Below are 18,139 nucleotides of genomic sequence, written 5' to 3'. Positions count from 1 at the left end.
AAGCTATGTTGTCTTAAGGCTATCAAGTCAGCAAAAGATTGTCTTTCGAAAATACGTTATAAGTAGCATGCTGCTTGACTTGCCATCCGGTCTTCCTGTTGCTTGACTTATACATGATTAATACGTATGTTCAAATCGTTTGAATTTTGGCTATTTCTTGTCTAACACGTCACGTATAGCGATGTGCTTAATAAGGCTGACAGGTCATATTAGTGTAATAATTTGTAGGTATTTCTCAATTAAGCGAAATACGTGGGGAACGATTTGATTCACTACAGGCCGAAGAGCATAAGGTGTTTGGAAGTATCGCTTGTGGGTAAACACCTATTGTTGGCTATTTGCTAGGTCATTATTTCCCTGGAATTTAATAGTGAACCCGAAGCACGATTCGTGAAGGGTATAATAGATGGTATTTAAATCGAATTTATTATGGCGCAATCAGACACGGTAGAACGAATTCTTGATGCAGCAGAAGCCTTATTTGCTGAAAAAGGCTTTGCAGAAACATCATTACGCACCATCACGAGCAGAGCAGGGGTTAACCTGGCAGCGGTTAACTACCATTTTGGCTCTAAGAAAGTGTTGATTCAGGCGGTTTTTTCCCGTTTTCTGGACCCCTTTAGTAAGCAATTATCCCAAGCGCTGGATAACATTGAAGCACAGTGGCATGAAAAAACGCTGAGCTTAGAAGAGTTACTCAAGTTGTTATTTCAACAGATTTTATCGGTAGAGTCTCGTGGTAAAAACGACTTATCGATTTTTATGCGTTTGTTAGGGCTTGCGTTCAGTCAGACCCAAGGCCATTTACGTAAATACCTGGAATCTGTTTATGGGAATACCTTTAGGCGTTACATTGAACTTGTCGTGCGAGCAGCACCAGGTTTGCCTAAGGAAGAGCTGTTTTGGCGAATTAATTTTATGCTAGGTTCTGTAGCATTTACCATGTCTGGTTTGGATGCGTTACGTGCCATTGCTGAAGCAGAGTATGGTGAGCATCCAAACATTCCAGTAATATTAGAAAGAATGGTGCCTTTTCTGGCCAGTGGCATGCGTGCTGAAGTACCAACGTTGACATCCCCCCATGCAACGGGTGAGCAAACGACATTTGATTCATGATGTCTGCAATGCCACGAATTGAAGTTTGTGTTGGCAGTCAGCAGTTGATGTTTTTCAACACAAGCAATGATATGCCTACTTGTTACCCGATATCTACCGCTGAAAAAGGGATAGGTCAACAACAAGGCAGTGGACAAACGCCACTGGGCAAGCATTATGTAAGGGCAAAAATTGGGGGAGAATACCCTATAAATGCCGTGTTTGTAGGGCGTCGCTTTACAGGTGAAATATACTCTCCACAACTCGCTAAACAATACCCCAACCGTGACTGGATTTTATCCCGAATTCTTTGGCTATGTGGTTGTGAAAAAGGGGTTAATCGGCTGGGAAATGTGGATACCATGCGTCGTTATATTTATATCCATGGTACTCCAGATACCGAACCGATGGGAGTGCCTTACTCGCATGGTTGTATTAGGATGCGAAACCAGGATTTAGTTGAACTTTTTAATGCGACCCCTGCGGGTACGCTTGTGCTTATTAAGCGTTAGTTGATCAAGGATTCAGTATGCGTTCTGGACCATTAGTGATTGACATTGCCGGTACCCAATTGACCGAAGAAGATGTCCAGTTACTACACGACCCCAGAGTAGGGGGGCTGATTTTATTTAGTCGTAATTATCAGCACCGCCAACAGCTTGTTGATTTAATTCAAGAGGTGAGGGCATTGCGTCCTGATTTGCTTATTATGACGGATCAGGAAGGTGGACGTGTGCAACGTTTTAAAGCTGAGTTTACGCGTATTCCAGCAATGAGGCAGCTCGTTAAAACAGCACGGAATGAAAATATTGACGTTACTGCTTTACTGCGTGATGTAGGGTGGTTGTTAGCCAGCGAGCTTTTAGCGTGCGGTATTGATTTAACATTAGCACCCGTCGTGGATTTAGATCGTGGCATTAGTAATGTGGTAGGTGACCGAGCCTTTGCTGAAGATCCACAACATGTGATTGAGTATGCGGGCGCTTTTATTCAGGGCTTAACGGCTGCAGGTATGTCTGCTTGCATCAAGCACTTTCCCGGTCATGGTGGGGTTGCTGAGGATAGTCATCATCATCAAGTTGTTGATGAGCGTACGTTTGAAGACATCATGGCAACCGATGGTTTTCCCTTTAAAGCTTTTATTGAGCAGGGTATTCCTGCGGTAATGGCTTCTCATGTGGTTTTTCCAAAGGTTGCTGCTGAGCCAACAGGTTTTTCACGTTATTGGTTAACCACTGTCTTGCGTGAGAAGCTAGGCTTCAATGGGGTGATTTTAAGTGATGATTTATCGATGCATGGCGCAAACTGGGTAAATGGCAGTGCTGTAGCCCAAGCACAAGCTGCGTTAGATGCAGGCTGTGATCTGTTGTTAGTGTGTAATCAGCGCGTTAAAGTTTTGCAGTTATTACAGCAACCAACGTTTGCACAGCGTGATTGTGCTAACCAAATAAATGTACTGCGAGCTAATTTGTCTGTTGATTTTGACCAGTTACAACAGGATGCTCGTTGGGAGGAAATACGAACACGTTTGATGCGGTGGAGCTATGACTGAGGAAGTTGATAAGGCGGTAACCAGCTTTTTGCAATACTTTGATTTTATTAAAAGCCAGGATATTTGGGTTTATCAGGTATTTACGGTTGTTTTTTTAACGCTGTTGGCCAACTTTATTGCCCGGCATATGTTGAATAAACTAGCTGTTCAGTTAGAGAAAACAGTTAATGTTTGGGATGATGCGTTAATTGCGGCTGCTCGTAAGCCTCTAGAAATTTTGATTTGGGTGGTTGGCTTAAGCTGGGCGGCAGAAATTACCCGTAAAGTGTCGCATGCGGTGGTGTTTGATATTATTGAACCCGCACGCCAAGTCATTGTGATTGGCTTAATCACCTGGTTTTTAGTGCGCTTAATTCATAATATTGAGCAAACATTGATCTCTCCACCATCACATCGCCAGCCGATGGATGCAACAACAGTATCGGCTATCGGCAAGTTACTCAGGGCGGCAGTGATCATTACGGCAACACTTGTCGTACTTCAATCGTTGGGTTATAGCATATCAGGGGTGTTGGCTTTTGGTGGGATTGGCGGTATTGCTGTTGGTTTTGCGGCAAAAGATTTATTAGCCAACTTTTTTGGTGGGTTAATGATTTATTTAGATCGGCCCTTTAAAGTGGGTGATTGGGTGCGATCTCCTGATAAGAATATTGAGGGTACGGTAGAGCATATTGGCTGGCGATTAACCTGTATTCGTACTTTTGATAAGCGGCCTTTATATGTACCCAATTCAACGTTTACCAATATTTCTGTTGAGAACCCTTCAAGAATGCTAAATCGGCGGATCTATGAAACCATTGGTTTACGTTACGATGATGCGAGTAAAGTCCAGCCGGTTATTGAGTCGGTAAAAGATTTGTTGGAAAACCATCCAGATATTGATACCCGGCAAACCTTGATTGTTAATTTTAATGCATTTGGGCCATCCTCTTTAGATTTCTTTATTTATACCTTTACCAAGACAACAAACTGGGTTGAATACCATAAGATCAAGCAGGATATTCTGCTAAAAATTCTGCAAATTATTGCTGATCATGGTGCTGAAGTAGCGTACCCAACTCAAACTGTCCATTTGCCCGACGCGTTGCATGTTGCATCAGCAAGTGGCTTAAATCACCCAGAAAGTAAAGTTGCATTTGAACACGGAGACTAACGCATGCCGTCGATGGCTGTTATTGGTGGCACAGGTCTGGCTCAGTGGCCAGAGCTGGAACTACGAGATACAGTGGCGCAAGAAACCGTTTATGGTAATCCATCTGCGCCAATTATTATTGCCCAGCTGGGCAATGTAGAGGTTGCTTTCCTTGCCCGGCATGGCTGTCCACATCAATTCGCACCACACTGCATTAATTATCGAGCCAATATCGCTGCGCTAAAACAGCTTGGGGTTAACCAGATTTTTGCGGTGAATGCGGTGGGTAGTATCTGCTCAGAAATACCGCCAGAGAGTATTGTAATACCTGATCAAGTAATTGATTACACTTATGGCCGTGAGCATACTTTTTTTCCTGGTGATGATCAGCCAGTGCATCATATTGACTTTACTGAGCCTTTTAGTGCGGGCTTGAGAGATCAGTTACTGCAAACAGCCCAGGATATTCAATTACCTATTAAAGACAAAGCAGTGTATGGATGTACTCAGGGTCCTCGCTTAGAAACGGTTGCTGAAATTAACCGATTAGAGCGTGATGGCGTTGATATTGTTGGTATGACAGCAATGCCTGAAGCGGCCTTAGCTCGAGAGATGGAAATTGATTACGCCAGTATTGCTTTAGTCGTGAACATGGCGGCAGGGCGGAGCTCTGGCATTATCACCATGGATGAAATTGAGTTGGCGTTAGCCAAAGGCATGCAAAACGTAAAACGCTTATTGCTAGCGACGCTCAACCGTTAGTTGTCGCTTTAAATACTATGATTTCCTACCAGGAAAGTATGCTTTTTAGTTTGATGAGAGGCAGTATGAACCACTGTCAGAAATCAAACATCGTTAAGAAGCAGGTTTTTCTGGTGGAGGGGACATGGGAACCAGTTTGATTAACACGCCAATAACTGGGCTATCAATGTAGTGTATTGTTTTTGGTGTAAGTACTTCCGTTTGCTGTAAACTGTAATTTGCTTTCAGTTCATAGCGCAGGTCATCTGGGCTTGCAGCGGCTAACCAGCGCTCTTCAGCGGTCATTTCAGCCTCATCCTCAAATTCCACCACATTCCAATGCTGTTTGGTTGCTGTTTGTTTTGCTGTGGGTAAGACGACTTCAAAAGTACGAAACCATAAATCAACCTTGAGCTGGAAAACATGCTCTAAAGGTTGAATATGTAAGATGCCAATAAGCTCAGGTTGGTCGCCGTAATACTGTCCACCCTCTATACGAATAGGTTCAGCTTGTTGATAGGGTTGAGTCCAGCCCGTATAGGCCAGCACATAAAATGTATGATTACGCTGCAGTTTTTGGGCTGTTGCAGATAAAGTATGCTGCTCTTTCTGAAGTACAGGATAGGTGGTATAGGGGACTAAGGCGTTATCGGTTTCATTTGGCTGCTGGTCAGAAAGGCGAGCATAGTGAGTGGGGAGTGGCTGTTTATTTAGTACGGGCCAGGTTTCCAGTGTATCTTCGTTATACTCCTGCTGAATAATAATGACTTCAACTTGCAGCCATTTTGGCAATGGTTCTGTTTGTTTTGTTGGTAAAGGCTCACCTTGCTGTGCCATTGCTGCCAGACATACAGCAACGGAAGAGAGTGAGCCAATGAGCATGAGTAATAACGAGCATCCAATGCTTGGTCTTTTCAACTTATTTACTTATCCCTTTTAATCATCACGCCTTAAGCTTAGTCAGACGCTAACGATTTTTGCCATCAAGACAGATAAAACTCATTGTTTTTGTATAGAGCGAATGGCTCAGCTCGCTAACAGCGTCATCACCTGCTGGGTTGTTGTTAATCGCGCTTCAGGTGAGGGCATTTCTTCAAAATATTTAAAGATGGTGGCACCTTCCAGTCTGTAGCGATAAGGGTGCGCTTGTACTAGCTGCACAATTTTTAGTGGATCTACTTGTGGTTCATTGCCAAACTCTAAGCGACCTGTTTCTGATCCAGTATCTATTTTATGAATACCCAGTTTCTGTGCTAACAACTTAAGCTCTGTTTGTCTAAACAGGTATTTGGTAGGTTCAGGTAATAAGCCAAAACGGTCAATGAGTTCAACTTGAAGTTCTTCCAATGTTTCAGTATTAGCAGCATTTGCAATGCGTTTGTACATCATTAAACGGGTATGGACATCAGCAATGTAGTCTTCAGGGAGTAGGGCGGGTACCCGTAAATTAACTTCTGGTCCTTGTTGTAGTGGTTTATCCAAGTCTGGTGTTTCGCCTTTTTGGATGGCGGCAACCGCACGCTCTAACATTTCCATATATAAGCTGAAACCCACAGATTGAATCTGCCCACTTTGTTCATCGCCCAATAATTCACCTGCACCACGTATCTCTAAGTCATGGGTGGCTAAGGTAAAGCCTGCTCCAAGCTCATCGGCAACAGAAATAGCATCCAGGCGTTTCACTGCATCGTCGGTGACCTTTTTTGACTCAGGTGTGAGTAAGTAAGCGTAAGCCTGGTGATGGGAACGACCAACTCGACCCCGTAACTGGTGAAGCTGCGCCAAGCCAAACTTATCAGCGCGGTCAATGATAATGGTGTTGGCACTTGGAATATCGATACCGGTTTCAATAATCGTGGTACACACTAAAAGATTACTGCGTTTATGGTAAAAGTCAGACATGACCTGCTCTAATTCCCGCTCCCGCATTTGCCCATGACCAACGGCTATGCGTGCTTCGGGCACGAGCTCAGTCAATTCTTCAGCGACTTTTTCAATGGTTTTCACTTCATTGTGTAAATAATATACCTGCCCACCACGGAGCAGCTCACGCAGAATAGCTTCTTTAATCAGGTGCTTATCTGAAGGGCGGACAAAGGTCTTTACGGATAACCGACGTGCGGGTGGCGTAGCAATGATTGATAAGTCGCGCAGACTAGCCATCGCCATATTCAGCGTTCGGGGAATGGGGGTGGCGGTGAGGGTGAGAATATCAACCTCGGCGCGTAGCGCTTTCAATTGTTCTTTTTGGCGAACCCCAAACCGGTGTTCCTCATCAATAATAATTAAGCCTAAATTGCGGAAAGTTACCGAACCCTGCAAGAGTTTGTGAGTTCCAATGACAATATCCACTTTGCCTTCTGCTAATGCAGAAACAGTTTGATTGACCTCTTTAGTGCTACGAAAGCGGGACAGTACTTGAATATTAACAGGTAAATCAGCAAAACGATCTTTAAAGCTTTCATAGTGTTGTTGGGCGAGTAGGGTGGTAGGGACAAGTACCGCAACTTGCTTACCACCCTGTGCCGCAAGAAACGCAGCGCGCATTGCAACTTCCGTTTTACCAAAGCCCACATCACCACATACCAGGCGGTCCATGGGCTGGGGTGAGATCATATCATGGATGACAGCCTGAATAGCGGACTGCTGATCAGGGGTTTCCTCAAAAGGGAAGCTGCTGGCAAACTGTTCATAATTAAGTTCAGGGGCTGGGAAGGGAAAGCCTTGGCGGGCAGCACGGCGGGCATAAATGTCCAATAACTCTGCGGCTACATCACGGGCTTTTTCGGCAGCTTTACGTCGTGCTTTACTCCACTGTTCGCTGCCCAGTTTATGTAAAGGGGCTAGTTCATCATCTGCACCAGTATAGCGAGAAATTAAATGGAGGCTGGAAACAGGTACATAAAGCTTAGCGTCATCACTGTACTCTAACATTAAAAACTCAGCGGGTTGATCATCAATGGTCAGCGTTTGTAAGCCTCGATAACGACCTACCCCATGATCAATATGGACGACAGGTGCGCCAATTTTTAGCTCCGTTAAATTTTTAATGATTTGGTCACTTTGGTCTTGCTGTTTTCGACGGCGTCGACGCTGTGCAACCCGCTGACCGAATAGTTCTGATTCAGTAATCAGGCACAGATTTTGATCTGTGAACCATAAGCCTTGATCGATAGGCGCAATAGTAATACCAAATTGACAGCGGGTATCATTGACAAAAGCATGCCAATGGCTAAAGGGTGTTGGGCTGATATTAATCTTGTTAAGGTGTTCTAACAGGGCTTCCCGTCGGCCTGCTGATTCAGCACAAAATAAGATACGAGGCTTATGTTCAGCAATAAATGCTTGGAGGAGGTGTAGAGGTTGTTCATGGCGGGCATCTGTAGCCAAAGAGGGTAAGGGCAAACTGGGACGGTTTGTACGCCCAGGCTTTTCTTCAACTGTCTTCTGTTCAAGTTGTAATCGAGGTAACTGACGACAAGCAGAAAAGAACTCGTTACTGGGGACAAAAACTTGGTGAGGAGGCAGAATAGGCCTTTGAATATCATGTCGACGACTTTCATAACGATTATTAGCTTCTTGCCAAAAGCGTTCAATAGCAGGCTCCACATTACCAAGAAGAATAGCTTGAACCTGGTTAGGTAAATAATCGAAAAGGGTGGCACATTCTTCAAAAAATAGTGGTAAATAATATTCAATACCCGCGGGTGCAATTGCATGAGTGACATCCTGATAGACAGGACACTGTCGAAAGTCTACATCAAATGTTGTACGCCATGTTTGTTTGAAATGATCAATTGCTTTGCGATTGAGTGGAAACTCTTTAGCCGGCAACAGGTGAAGTTCATTAAGTTTTTCTGTTGAGCGTTGTGATTCAGGATCAAATAAACGTAAGGTCTCAATGGTGTCATCAAATAAGTCAATACGAACTGGAGTCTCCAAACCCATTGGAAAAATATCCATGATACTGCCTCTTACTGCAAACTCACCATGCTCAAAGACAGTGTCAACGCAGCGATAACCCGCACTTTCCAGTCGTTGACGTTCAGTGTTCAGCTCAAATTGGTCACCAACCGTGAGTATGAGACTATTCGCTTGTAAGTAGTTGCTGGGTGTAATGCGATGCATCAAGGTAGTGATTGGCACAATAAGAATACCTTGGCGCACTTGTGGGAGTCGGTAAAGGGTTAGTAAACGTTGTGAAATAATATCCTGGTGTGGTGAAAAACTATCATAGGGTAGTGTTTCCCAGTCAGGAAAAGACAGCACAGGAAGGGTGTTTTCTTCTGGTAAAAATAAGCCTAGCTCACGTTCAATTTGATTGGCACTGGCTGTGTCAGGCGTAATGATCAGACTTAATCCGTTGAATTGGTGAGCTGCCGTTGCAACAGTCCAGCTAGTCGCAGCGCCTTGTAAGTTACCAAGAAAACGTCGATCACCACGATGAGTGGGTAATTCCAGAGCAGTATGTTGAACAGTCATTGACTTACCAGTTGTCCTACAAAATTTCAGATTATCTTGCCAGCTACGCATCATACGCGAGATATGGGATATAGCGCACGTCGAGTAATAAGAATCACCCGTCACTGAGTTGCGTTGCGGGTGCCGAGCCTCGATAATATACGCGCTTATAACCTAGAGTGTGTATCGACAAAAAACAATACCGTAGTGTATTGGTTAACTAAAAAGGTAAAAAACGTGAACCAAAAAATACAGCGTGACTGTTTCCAGGACTGGAAAAGACGTGAAGCGATGGCTGAGGCCATGATCCCGCTGATTGGCAAGCTGTATCGTGAACACAATGTAGTGACATCCATTTACAGCCGGCAAATCATCAATCGCTCTGTAATCGATATTATTAAAGCCCACCGTTTTGTCCGTCAAATAGAAGCTGAAGAACTGGCTATTGAGGACAGTTATCCCATTCTCCAGCTTCTAACAGAACTGAACTTAGGACCCGCACACATTGATGTGGGCAAGTTAGCCATTAAGTTTAAAAAACAACAACAAGTGCAGGACCTGGACCTGGCTACTTTTGTTCGTCAGGAAATTGCTGATGTGATCGATAAGCATTCTGGCGGGATGGGTAAAGGTCAGGATGTCGTTTTATACGGCTTTGGTCGCATTGGTCGACTGGTTGCGAGAATATTAATTGAGCGGGCAGGTAGTGGTGATGGCTTAAACCTTAGAGCTATTGTGGTGCGGAAAGGCGGCGCGAAAAATGATTTATTAAAACGTGCCAGCCTGCTGCGTCGTGACTCAATTCATGGTTCATTTGGTGGCACCATTACCATCGATGAAACTAACAACGCCATCATTGTTAATGGCAATTTCATCCAGGTGATTTATGCTAACTCACCTGCTGACGTAGACTACGCTCAGTATGGCATTGACAATGCTATTGTGGTGGACAACACAGGCATTTGGCGTGATAAAGAAAGCTTATCACAACACCTTGAGTGTCCTGGCGTTAACCGTGTATTGTTAACAGCACCAGGCAAAGGTGAGTTAAAAAATATAGTGCAAGGTGTCAACCATCAGCTCATTACGGCAGATGATAAAATTGTGACGGCGGCTTCTTGTACCACCAATGCCATTGTTCCTGTACTGAAAACGGTGAATGATCAGTTTGGTATTGAGCATGGTCATGTAGAAACGGTTCACTCCTATACCAATGATCAGAATCTCATTGATAACTACCATAAGGCTGACCGTCGGGGTCGTAGTGCACCATTGAACATGGTCATTACTGAAACCGGGGCGGCAAAAGCGGTAGCCAAGGCTTTGCCTGAGTTGAAAGGCAAGCTGACGGGAAATGCGATACGAGTGCCTACACCTAATGTTTCTTTAGCTATTCTTAATTTAACATTAAATAAAGAAACAACGGTTGATGAGCTCAACAACTACTTACGGGAGGTTTCTCTGTATTCGGATTTGCAGAAACAGATTGACTATGTCAACTCTCCAGAAGTGGTTTCGTCTGACTTCGTTGGTTCTCGCTACGCTGGCATTATTGATGGGGAGGCAACGATTGTGGACAACAATCGTTGTGTACTTTATGTGTGGTATGATAACGAATTCGGCTATAGTTTTCAGGTAAATCGAATACTACAAACCCTGGCTAATATTCGTTATCCCATGTTCCCAAAGCCATAAATTTGAACAAAAACCCTGTGGCTATGCCATAGGGTTGTACTAGCTGTTACTCCGCAGTAACGCAAAATCAGAATAAATACGGCGTTAAATGTGGCATAATTTCGACTGCATCATTATAATGCTGGCGATTTTTCTGTGGGGTAGTAACTCTAATTAGCCTGATGATGCTCATGTGAACCGCATTGCAAGATGTCCCTAGAAATGGGTTTTGACCTGCAACGCTATGTGATTTTAGCGTGAGCCTATGAGCTCATAAATAAATCATGCTTCTCAGCGCAACCACTTGACTGAACAATACAACAACAAGCGTCAGTCGTCCGTGATGGGTTAATTAGGGTAACCTTGAACGTTCAACCAGTGATAGGCATTACGTATGATCAACATCAAACGGGGCCTTGATTTACCGATCACAGGATCGCCACAGCAGACCATTGATGCTGCACGTCCAGTTCGCTCTGTAGCGATACTTGGCCGAGACTATGTTGGTATGAAGCCAACAATGGCAGTTGCTGAAGGTGATCGGGTAAAGACAGGACAGGTTATCTTTTCTGATAAAAAAACACCGGGCGTACTTTATACTGCTCCTGCAAGTGGAGTAGTGACCGCGGTCAATCGAGGTGAAAAACGTGTCTTCCAATCGCTTGTGATTGCGGTTGATGGAGATGATGCTGAAACTTTTGCTAGCTATGATCCCAAAACCTTTGATCAACTGACTCAAGCGCAAGTACAAGAAAACTTGATTCAGTCTGGTTTGTGGACCGCTTTTCGTACCAGACCATTTAGCAAAGTACCCGAGCCAGATACCACACCGCACTCAATTTTTGTGACCGCAATGGATACTCATCCGCTGGCTGCAGACCCTGCTGTCGTCATTAAAGAGTATCAAGATGACTTTATTCAGGGGCTGTCGCTCATTGCTAAGCTCACTTCCGGTAAAGTATATGTTTGCCAAGGTGACAATGCTTCAATCGATGTAGGACAGGCTCCGGTCTCCGTACATTGCTTCTCAGGCCCTCATCCTGCAGGTTTACCTGGTACACATATTCATTTTCTTGATCCTGTGGGTGCCAATAAGACCGTTTGGCACGTTGGCTATCAGGATGTTATTGCCATTAGCCGACTGTTTACCACAGGTAAGCTTTGGCTAGAACGTGTGGTATCACTTGCGGGTCCACAAGTTGATAAGCCAAGATTGGTCAAAACTCAACTGGGTGCTAATTTGACTGACCTTATTGAAGGTGAAGTGTCGAATAAGGCCAACCGTGTCATTTCTGGCTCTGTGTTTGGCGGTTCAACCGCTAAAAATGAGCTGGCATTTCTGGGGCGTTACCATAATCAGGTGGTGGTACTTGAAGAAGGTTATAAGCGTGAATTCATGGGATGGCTAGCAGCAGGACAAGAAAAACACTCCGTCATGAATGTGTTCTTATCCAAACTTACAGCCGGTAAACGCTTTCCCTTTACCACAACAACCAATGGCAGTATCAGAGCCATGGTGCCTGTGGGCAATTACGAAAAAATTATGCCGCTGGATATTTTGCCAACACAGCTACTTCGGTCGCTGATTGTGGGTGATACCGAAATGGCTCAAAAATTAGGCTGTTTAGAGCTTGATGAGGAAGATTTGGCACTGTGCAGCTATGTATGTGCAGGCAAATATGAGTACGGGCCAATCCTTCGTGACAACCTGAACCGTATTGAGCAGGAGGGTTGAAGATGAGCTTGCGACAGTTTCTAGACAAAATAGAGCCTAACTTTCATAAAGGGGGTAAGTACGAGAAGTGGTATGCGCTGTATGAAGCGGCTGATACCATTTTTTATACGCCTGGCAAAGTGACTGGTAGTACATCGCACGTCCGTGACGGTATTGACCTGAAGCGGATCATGATTACTGTTTGGTTCTGTACATTCCCTGCCATGTTTTTTGGTATGTACAATGTTGGCTGGCAAGCATTACAAGCGATGCCAACTGCCGGGATCACTGAAGTGGATGGTTTACGTGGTGTTTTTATCGGTTTGCTGAGTAGCTATGATGCCAGTAGCTGGTGGGATTGCCTGATATATGGTGCAGCCTACTTTTTGCCTGTCTATATTGTAACCTTCATTGTGGGGGGCTTCTGGGAAGTCTTGTTTGCGACTATTCGGGGTCATGAGGTCAATGAGGGATTTTTTGTTACCTCAATCCTGTTTGCGTTGATTTTACCGCCTACGATTCCCTTATGGCAGGTTGCATTGGGTATATCCTTCGGGGTGGTGATTGGTAAAGAAGTTTTCGGTGGCACGGGGAAAAACTTCCTTAACCCAGCGCTAACTGGTCGTGCTTTCTTGTTCTTCGCATACCCAGCTCAAATGTCGGGTGAAGCGGTTTGGACAGCTGTTGATAACTTTACCGGCGCTACCGCTTTAGGAGTCGCTGCCTCTCACGGTATGGAAACACTGCAAAATACGTATACTTGGGCTGAGGCCTTTGTGGGCACAATTCCTGGATCTATTGGTGAAACCTCTACTTTGGCTATTATGCTGGGTGGTTTGGTACTGCTGATCACAGGCATTGCTTCCTGGCGTATTGTTGGTGGTGTGATGATTGGCATGATTGCTACTGCTTTGCTGTTCAATGCGATTTCCTCTGAAACCAACTTCATGTTTGCCATGCCTTGGTATTGGCATTTGGTATTGGGAGGTTTTGCCTTTGGTATGTTCTTTATGGCCACAGATCCTGTTTCTGCGTCAATGACTGATATGGGTAAATGGTATTTTGGTGGCTTGATTGGTGTGATGGCTGTGTTGATTCGGGTAATCAATCCTGCTTTCCCTGAAGGGATGATGTTAGCCATTCTATTTGCCAATCTGTTTGCGCCGCTCATCGACCATTTTGTGGTGCAATCGAATATCAAGCGGCGGGAGGCGAGACTCAATGTCAGCTAGTAATGACTCAATCAAGAAAACGATTACCGTTTCGGTCCTGCTGTGTTTGGTCTGCTCAGTACTAGTCTCTGGTGCAGCAGTATTGTTGCGGGATACCCAGAAACAAAACAAACAGCTGGATAAACAGCGTAGCATTCTGGAAATTGCGGGACTGATGCAATCAGGCCAGCCTATTGCAGAACAGTTTAAGTCGATTACCCCTAAAATTGTTGATCTGCAAACTGGTCAATTTACAGATAAAGTTAAGGCCAGTAGCTATGATCAGCGAAAAGCGGCAAAAGATCCTAAGCAGTCTGATATTGTTCCTTCGAACCAGGATGTTGCCAGCATTAAGCGTCAAGCGCATTACGCGACAGTTTATGTGGTAGAGAAAAACAACACCATTGATACCATCATTTTACCTGTACACGGTTATGGGCTTTGGTCCACGATGTATGGCTTTCTGGCGTTGAAGGGTGATACCAAGACAGTTGTAGGATTTGGCTTCTATGATCAGGGGGAAACGCCTGGCTTAGGCGGTGAAGTGGATAACCCTAAGTGGAAATCACAGTGGCCTGGCAAAGTGGTTTATGATGACCAGTTTCAAGTGAAGATTGACTTGATCAAAGGGGGTGCAAATCCAAGTAATCCAAACTTTGATCACCAGGTTGATGGCTTGGCGGGTGCAACCTTAACCACTCGTGGGGTTGAAAACCTACTGCACTACTGGTTAGGCGAAAATGGCTTTGGACCCTTCTTGGCTAACTTAAGAGCGGGGAAAGCATAATGAGTAATACCAAAGAAATCATTTTATCCCCCATATTGGATAACAACCCAATTGCATTGCAAATTTTGGGGATTTGTTCAGCGCTGGCGGTGACCAGTAATTTGCAGACGACCGTCGTTATGTGTATTGCACTGACGTTGGTGACTGCGTTTTCAAATATGTCCGTCTCGTTAATTCGTCACCATATACCCAGCAGTATTCGTATTATTGTGCAAATGACGATTATTGCTTCATTGGTCATTGTGGTGGATCAGGTACTGAAAGCCTATGCCTATAGCATTAGTAAACAGCTTTCTGTTTTCGTGGGGCTGATCATTACCAACTGTATTGTCATGGGACGTGCTGAAGCTTTTGCTATGAAGAACCCTCCCATACCCAGCTTTATTGATGGAATTGGTAACGGTTTGGGTTACAGCGTTATTCTGTTGACGCTAGGGGTAATTCGTGAGCTGCTTGGTGCAGGTAAACTGTTTGGTTATGAGATTTTACCGCTGGTTAGCGAAGGTGGCTGGTATCAGCCCAATGGCCTGTTACTGTTACCTCCATCAGCATTCTTCTTGATTGGCTTGATCATCTGGGGCCTCCGAACTTGGAAGAAAAACCAAGTGGAGCAGCCTGACTATAAACTGGCCGCCCACAGCAAGTATAAGGAGGCTATGTAACTATGATTGAACATTACATTAGCTTATTCATAAAGGCTGTCTTTATTGAAAATATGGCACTGGCCTTCTTCCTGGGGATGTGTACATTTCTTGCCATTTCCAAAAAGATCCAGGCAGCCATTGGCTTGGGCATTGCGGTTATTGTGGTACAGGCAGTAACAGTACCTGTCAACAACCTGCTTTATCAGCACGTATTAAAAGAAGGTGCTTTGGCTTGGGCTGGGTTGCCTGATGTTGACCTGTCTTTTCTTGGTTATTTAAGTTATATCGGTGTAATTGCTGCGATTGTGCAGATACTTGAAATGGTTTTGGATAAGTATGTGCCTGCGCTATATAACGCACTAGGCGTATTCTTACCGCTGATCACGGTTAACTGTGCCATTTTAGGGGCTTCTCTGTTTATGGTTGAACGTGATTATACCTTTGCTGAAAGTACTGTATACGGTGTTGGGGCAGGGGTAGGTTGGGCTCTGGCCATTGTTGCGTTAGCGGGTATCCGGGAAAAACTCAAGTATAGCGATGTACCAGAAGGGTTGCGTGGCTTAGGTGTAACATTTATTACTGTTGGTTTGATGTCACTGGGCTTTATGTCTTTTTCTGGCGTTCAACTCTAAGCAGTTATGTGTACCAACAGAGAATGAATAATAAGGAAACGATATGTCAGGTATCAGTGTAATCCTGCTCGGGGTTGCCATGTTTACGGTCATCGTCCTTGCACTGGTGGCAGTAATCCTGGTGGCTCGCTCCAAGCTGGTGAGTACCGGTGATGTCACGATTAATATCAATGATGACCCCGAGAAGTCGGTAACAACAGCGGCTGGAGGTAAACTCCTTCAGACGCTTGCTGAGAATAATATTTTCTTGTCTTCTGCCTGTGGTGGTGGTGGCTCTTGTGCTCAGTGTAAGTGCAAGGTGCTAGATGGTGGAGGTTCAATTCTTCCTACCGAAGAGTCCCATTTTAACCGCCGTGAGGCTAATGAAGGCTGGCGTTTGGCTTGCCAGGTTCCCGTTAAGCAGAATATGAAAATTGAAGTCCCTGAAGAGTTTTTTGGGGTGAAAAAGTGGGAGTGTACAGTTAAGTCAAACCATAATGTGGCTACTTTCATCAAAGAGCTTGTTCTGGAGCTACCAGAAGGTGAGGTGGTGAATTTCCGGGCGGGTGGTTATGTGCAGCTTGAAGCACCACCTCATGAAGTCCACTACAAAAACTTTGAGGTTGAAGAAGAGTACCGCCCAGACTGGGATAAGTTTAACCTGTGGCAGTATGTTTCAAAGGTTGATGAACCTGTGATTCGTGCCTACTCCATGGCCAACTACCCTGAAGAAAAAGGTGTTCTGAAGTTTAATATTCGGATTGCTTCACCACCTCCTGGCTCTGATGTGCCTCCTGGTAAAATGTCTTCTTGGGTGTTTAACCTTAACCCAGGTGATAAGGTCACTGTTTATGGTCCCTTCGGTGAGTTCTTTGCGAAAGACACTGATGCAGAAATGGTCTTCATTGGTGGTGGTGCGGGTATGGCACCGATGCGGGCGCATATTTTTGATCAACTCAAGCGCTTGCAGTCAAAACGTAAAATGTCTTTCTGGTATGGTGCGCGTAGCAAACGAGAGATGTTTTATATTGAAGACTATGATCAGCTTGCTGCTGAGAATGAAAACTTTAAGTGGCATGTTGCGCTATCAGATCCTCAACCAGAGGATAATTGGACTGGGTACACAGGCTTTATCCATCAGGTACTGCTTGAAAATTATTTGAAAGATCATCCTGCACCTGAAGACTGTGAATACTACATGTGTGGACCTCCCATGATGAACGCTGCTGTAATCAAAATGTTAGAAGACTTGGGTGTTGAGCCTGAAAATATTCTGCTTGATGATTTTGGTGGTTAATACTGAATTGGTTAAAAGTGAAAACCGTGTGTCAGCTTGTGCTGGCATAACACAAAGCTTTAGATAGCTATAAGAAGGGTTCGGTCAGCATGATTGAACCCTTTTTTGCTTATAGCAAGTGCTAAAGCAGTCGTTGTTTAGTATCAGTGAGTACCGTAGTGAACATACTTGAACAATATGTGTATACGAAGAAAAGTGTTTTTGGTTATGCCATTCAATGGCTGCTTATTTGTTTGCTAGCAGGCTGTAACCAGCAGGCAATGGAGCAGGTGAGTGGACCGACGATGGGTACTACCTACCAGGTGAAGTATATTACGGGTGATAGCAATGTAAGTCAGCCAGAAGTTGCTCAACGTGTCGATGCTGTGCTGGCTGATATTAATCAGCGTATGTCAACGTACATTACAACTTCAGAGTTAATGCAATTTAATCAGGCGCCCACGGGAGAGGTATTCAAGCTTTCGAATGACATTGTGACGCTCGTTGCGCTTAGTCAAGAAATTTCTGAGATGAGTGGTGGACGCTATGATGTTACTGTGGGTCCTTTAGTTAATTTGTGGGGATTTGGTCCTGATAAGCGACCCACAACGGTTCCCTCTGATGAAGTACTTGCTGAAGCCTTTGCTAACGTAGGCTACCACTATGTTAAAGCAGATAAGCAAGCATCTACCTTAGTGAAAGAAAAACCTGTTTTTGTTGATTTATCCTCTATTGCTAAAGGTTATGCTGTCGATAAAGTGGCTGAAGCACTCGATTCGATGGGCATTAACAGTTATCTGGTCGAAGTGGGGGGGGAGTTAAAAGTCAAAGGTGAAAAAGCGGCTGGAGTACCTTGGCGTATTGGTATTGAAGAGCCTGTTTTAGGTCAGCGTAAGGCCAGTGCAGCCATTGAGGCTCCAGGTAAGGGGATAGCTACATCAGGGGATTATCGCAACTATTATGAAATAGATGGGCAGCGTTTCTCCCACACCATAAACCCGCTCACAGGGCACCCAATCACGCATAAGCTTGCATCTGTAACTGTGGTACATCCTTCTGTTGCCATGGCCGATGGCTTGGCAACGATGTTAATGGTTGTTGGTTATCCTGAAGGTATGGCGCTGGCAAAAGAACATGACCTAGCAGCATACTTTATTGTCAAAGAGGGAGAAGGGTTTACCAGTTATGCATCACCAGGGTTTAAAGCGTATCTTACGTCTGATGCGAGAGAGGAATAGGGC

15 protein-coding genes are annotated in these 18,139 nt (G+C 44.6%); 13 read left to right on the top strand and 2 right to left on the bottom strand.

The window, feature by feature from the left end; translation table 11 throughout:
* The first annotated feature begins 429 nt into the window (after window positions 1-429).
* From KCG35_RS10960 to KCG35_RS10940, 5 genes are read left to right on the top strand one after another with little or no spacing between them, the layout of a single operon-like run.
* Window positions 430-1,116, top strand: a complete 687-nt coding sequence (locus tag KCG35_RS10960) for a TetR/AcrR family transcriptional regulator (protein WP_215819733.1) — start codon at window positions 430-432, stop codon at window positions 1,114-1,116.
* A gap of 8 nt (window positions 1,117-1,124) precedes the next feature.
* Entirely contained in the window at window positions 1,125-1,607 is a 483-nt protein-coding gene (locus KCG35_RS10955; RefSeq protein WP_255561964.1) for a L,D-transpeptidase family protein, read from the top strand.
* Window positions 1,608-1,624: 17 nt separating this feature from the next.
* Window positions 1,625-2,647 (top strand): beta-N-acetylhexosaminidase, encoded by a 1,023-nt coding sequence (nagZ, locus tag KCG35_RS10950; protein WP_215819732.1) that lies wholly within the window; start codon window positions 1,625-1,627, stop codon window positions 2,645-2,647.
* A complete protein-coding gene (locus KCG35_RS10945; RefSeq protein ID WP_215819731.1) occupies window positions 2,640-3,800 on the top strand; it encodes a mechanosensitive ion channel family protein in 1,161 nt (386 codons plus the stop codon). Before nagZ ends, KCG35_RS10945 begins: the two co-directional genes overlap by 8 nt.
* A 3-nt stretch (window positions 3,801-3,803) precedes the next feature.
* On the top strand, window positions 3,804-4,541 hold the full coding sequence (locus KCG35_RS10940; protein WP_215819730.1) for an S-methyl-5'-thioinosine phosphorylase: 738 nt from the start codon (window positions 3,804-3,806) through the stop codon (window positions 4,539-4,541).
* Between the two features lie 93 nt (window positions 4,542-4,634).
* On the opposite strand, the gene KCG35_RS10935 is transcribed toward KCG35_RS10940, so the two are convergent.
* Both KCG35_RS10935 and mfd read right to left on the bottom strand, forming a co-directional pair.
* The gene (locus tag KCG35_RS10935) at window positions 4,635-5,438 is read right to left on the bottom strand and encodes a CsiV family protein (RefSeq protein WP_215819729.1); all 804 of its coding nucleotides are present in this window, start codon (window positions 5,436-5,438) and stop codon (window positions 4,635-4,637) included.
* A 108-nt stretch (window positions 5,439-5,546) separates the two neighbouring features.
* Window positions 5,547-9,002 carry a transcription-repair coupling factor gene (gene mfd, locus KCG35_RS10930; RefSeq protein WP_215819728.1) on the bottom strand — a complete coding sequence of 1,152 codons (3,456 nt, stop codon included), beginning with the start codon at window positions 9,000-9,002 and terminating at the stop codon, window positions 5,547-5,549.
* Between the two features lie 216 nt (window positions 9,003-9,218).
* On the opposite strand from mfd, the gene KCG35_RS10925 reads away from it, so the two are divergent.
* From KCG35_RS10925 to KCG35_RS10890, 8 genes are all read left to right on the top strand, one after another.
* Window positions 9,219-10,676: a glyceraldehyde-3-phosphate dehydrogenase gene (locus KCG35_RS10925; protein ID WP_215819727.1), complete on the top strand. Its 1,458-nt coding sequence runs from the start codon at window positions 9,219-9,221 to the stop codon at window positions 10,674-10,676.
* A 373-nt stretch (window positions 10,677-11,049) separates the two neighbouring features.
* On the top strand, window positions 11,050-12,390 hold the full coding sequence (locus KCG35_RS10920) for a Na(+)-translocating NADH-quinone reductase subunit A (RefSeq protein WP_215819726.1): 1,341 nt from the start codon (window positions 11,050-11,052) through the stop codon (window positions 12,388-12,390).
* Between the two features lie 2 nt (window positions 12,391-12,392).
* On the top strand, window positions 12,393-13,601 hold the full coding sequence (locus KCG35_RS10915) for an NADH:ubiquinone reductase (Na(+)-transporting) subunit B (RefSeq protein WP_215819725.1): 1,209 nt from the start codon (window positions 12,393-12,395) through the stop codon (window positions 13,599-13,601).
* Complete coding sequence (locus KCG35_RS10910) at window positions 13,591-14,367, top strand: Na(+)-translocating NADH-quinone reductase subunit C (RefSeq protein WP_215819724.1); 777 nt, start codon at window positions 13,591-13,593, stop codon at window positions 14,365-14,367. The genes KCG35_RS10915 and KCG35_RS10910 overlap by 11 nt, the downstream gene beginning before the upstream one ends.
* Complete coding sequence (locus KCG35_RS10905) at window positions 14,367-15,029, top strand: NADH:ubiquinone reductase (Na(+)-transporting) subunit D (protein WP_215819723.1); 663 nt, start codon at window positions 14,367-14,369, stop codon at window positions 15,027-15,029. Before KCG35_RS10910 ends, KCG35_RS10905 begins: the two co-directional genes overlap by 1 nt.
* A 2-nt stretch (window positions 15,030-15,031) precedes the next feature.
* A complete protein-coding gene (nqrE, locus tag KCG35_RS10900; protein ID WP_215819722.1) occupies window positions 15,032-15,643 on the top strand; it encodes an NADH:ubiquinone reductase (Na(+)-transporting) subunit E in 612 nt (203 codons plus the stop codon).
* 43 nt (window positions 15,644-15,686) lie between these two features.
* Window positions 15,687-16,919, top strand: a complete 1,233-nt coding sequence (gene nqrF, locus KCG35_RS10895) for an NADH:ubiquinone reductase (Na(+)-transporting) subunit F (protein WP_215819721.1) — start codon at window positions 15,687-15,689, stop codon at window positions 16,917-16,919.
* Window positions 16,920-17,077: 158 nt separating this feature from the next.
* Entirely contained in the window at window positions 17,078-18,136 is a 1,059-nt protein-coding gene (locus KCG35_RS10890) for an FAD:protein FMN transferase (RefSeq protein WP_215819720.1), read from the top strand.
* Window positions 18,137-18,139 lie beyond the last annotated feature (3 nt).

Origin of the sequence: Zooshikella harenae (assembly GCF_018837975.1) — a bacterium.
Lineage (GTDB): Bacteria > Pseudomonadota > Gammaproteobacteria > Pseudomonadales > Zooshikellaceae > Zooshikella > Zooshikella harenae.
Note: the sequence above shows the minus strand (reverse complement) of the source record. Positions and strands in the feature narration are given on the sequence as shown.